This window comes from Clostridium sartagoforme AAU1 (genome assembly GCF_000401215.1).
GTDB lineage: Bacteria > Bacillota > Clostridia > Clostridiales > Clostridiaceae > Clostridium > Clostridium sartagoforme.
In genome coordinates, this window is sequence record NZ_ASRV01000252.1 from 1 (window position 1) to 2514 (window position 2514).

Annotated in this window: 1 rRNA gene; it reads left to right on the forward strand. The window is 51.0% G+C overall.

The window, feature by feature from the left end:
- A 23S ribosomal RNA gene (locus A500_RS18900) occupies window positions 1–2513 on the forward strand; the annotation flags it as partial.
- Window position 2514 lies beyond the last annotated feature (1 nt).

The following is a 2514-nucleotide window of genomic DNA, read 5'->3' on the forward strand; positions in this document are numbered from 1 at the left end:
AGTTCTGATCCAGAGTACCACGAGACACGTGAAACCTTGTGGGAAGCAGGGAGGACCACCTCCCAAGGCTAAATACTACCTGATGACCGATAGTGAAGCAGTACCGTGAGGGAAAGGTGAAAAGAACCCCGGGAGGGGAGTGAAATAGAACCTGAAACCGTGTGCCTACAACCGGTCAAAGCCCCATATGAGGGTGATGACGTGCTTTTTGTAGAACGAGCCAACGAGTTACGGTATGTAGCAAGGTTAAGTACTTAAGGTACGGAGCCGAAGGGAAACCGAGTCTTAATAGGGCGACTAGTTGCATGCCGTAGACCCGAAACCGGGTGACCTATCCATGGCCAGGTTGAAGCGGGGGTAAAACCCCGTGGAGGACCGAACCACGTTGCTGTTGAAAAAGCATGGGATGAGCTGTGGATAGCGGAGAAATTCCAATCGAACTCGGAGATAGCTGGTTCTCCTCGAAATAGCTTTAGGGCTAGCGTCGGATATGAGTAATGGAGGTAGAGCACTGAATGGGCTAGGGGGCATATCGCTTACCGAACCTTATCAAACTCCGAATGCCATATACTATGAGTCCGGCAGTCAGACTGCGAATGATAAGATCCGTAGTCAAAAGGGAAAAAGCCCAGATCGTCAGCTAAGGTCCCAAAGTGTAAGTTAAGTGGTAAAGGATGTGGGATTTCTAAGACAACTAGGATGTTGGCTTAGAAGCAGCCACTCATTTAAAGAGTGCGTAATAGCTCACTAGTCGAGAGATCCTGCGCCGAAAATGTCCGGGGCTCAAACTTACCACCGAAGCTACGGGCTCACTTTATAGTGAGCGGTAGAGGAGCGTCGTAATCGGGCTGAAGTCGTACCGTAAGGAGCGGTGGACTGATTACGAGTGAGAATGTTGGCATTAGTAGCGAGATGTAAGTGAGAATCTTACAGGCCGAAAATCTAAGGTTTCCTGGGGAAGGCTCGTCCGCCCAGGGTTAGTCGGGACCTAAGCCGAGGCCGAAAGGCGTAGGTGATGGACAATTGGTTGATATTCCAATACCACTATTATCGTTAATATCGATGGTGTGACGGAGAAGGATAGGATGTGCTAGCGATTGGAAATGCTAGTCTAAGCATTTAGGGAGTTAAGATAGGCAAATCCGTCTTAACAATTCTGAGGTGTGATGGGGAAGGTCATTTTGACCGAAGTATCTGATTCCATGCTTCCAAGAAAAGCATCTAGAGAGAGAAGTAGTGCCCGTACCGCAAACCGACACAGGTAGATGAGGAGAGAATCCTAAGGCCATCGGAAGAATTGCAGTTAAGGAACTAGGCAAATTGACCCCGTAAGTTCGCGAGAAGGGGTGCCTGCGAGAGCAGGCCGCAGAGAATAGGCCCAAGCAACTGTTTAGCAAAAACACAGGTCTCTGCTAAAGCGTAAGCTGATGTATAGGGGCTGACGCCTGCCCGGTGCTGGAAGGTTAAGGGGAACACTTAGCGCAAGCGAAGGTGTGAACTTAAGCCCCAGTAAACGGCGGCCGTAACTATAACGGTCCTAAGGTAGCGAAATTCCTTGTCAGGTAAGTTCTGACCCGCACGAATGGCGTAATGACTTGGGCACTGTCTCAACTGCAAATCCGGCGAAGTTGTAGTGCGAGTGAAGATGCTCGCTACCCGCGATTGGACGGAAAGACCCCGTAGAGCTTTACTGTAGCTTAGCATTGAGTTTCGATATTGTCTGTACAGGATAGGTGGGAGACTGAGAAGCTAGGGCGTCAGCCTTAGTGGAGTCAACCTTGGGATACCACCCTGACAGTATTGGGATTCTAACCGGACGCCATGAATCTGGTGACGGGACATTGTTAGGTGGGCAGTTTGACTGGGGCGGTCGCCTCCAAAAAAGTAACGGAGGCGCCCAAAGGTTCCCTCAGAACGGTCGGAAATCGTTCGAAGAGTGCAAAGGCAGAAGGGAGCCTGACTGCGACACTTACAAGTGGAGCAGGGACGAAAGTCGGGCTTAGTGATCCGGTGGTACCTCGTGGGAGGGCCATCGCTCAACGGATAAAAGCTACCTCGGGGATAACAGGCTGATCTCCCCCAAGAGTCCACATCGACGGGGAGGTTTGGCACCTCGATGTCGGCTCGTCGCATCCTGGGGCTGTAGTAGGTCCCAAGGGTTGGGCTGTTCGCCCATTAAAGCGGCACGCGAGCTGGGTTCAGAACGTCGTGAGACAGTTCGGTCCCTATCCGTCGCGGGCGTAGGAAATTTGAGAGGAGCTGTCCTTAGTACGAGAGGACCGGGATGGACTGACCTCTGGTGTACCAGTTGTTCTGCCAAGAGCATGGCTGGGTAGCTAAGTCGGGAAGGGATAAACGCTGAAAGCATCTAAGCGTGAAGCCCCCCTCAAGATGAGATTTCCCATAGCATAAGCTAGTAAGACCCCTTGAAGAACACAAGGTTGATAGGTCAGAGGTGTAAGTGTGGTAACATATTTAGCTGACTGATACTAATAGGTCGAGGGCTTGACCAAT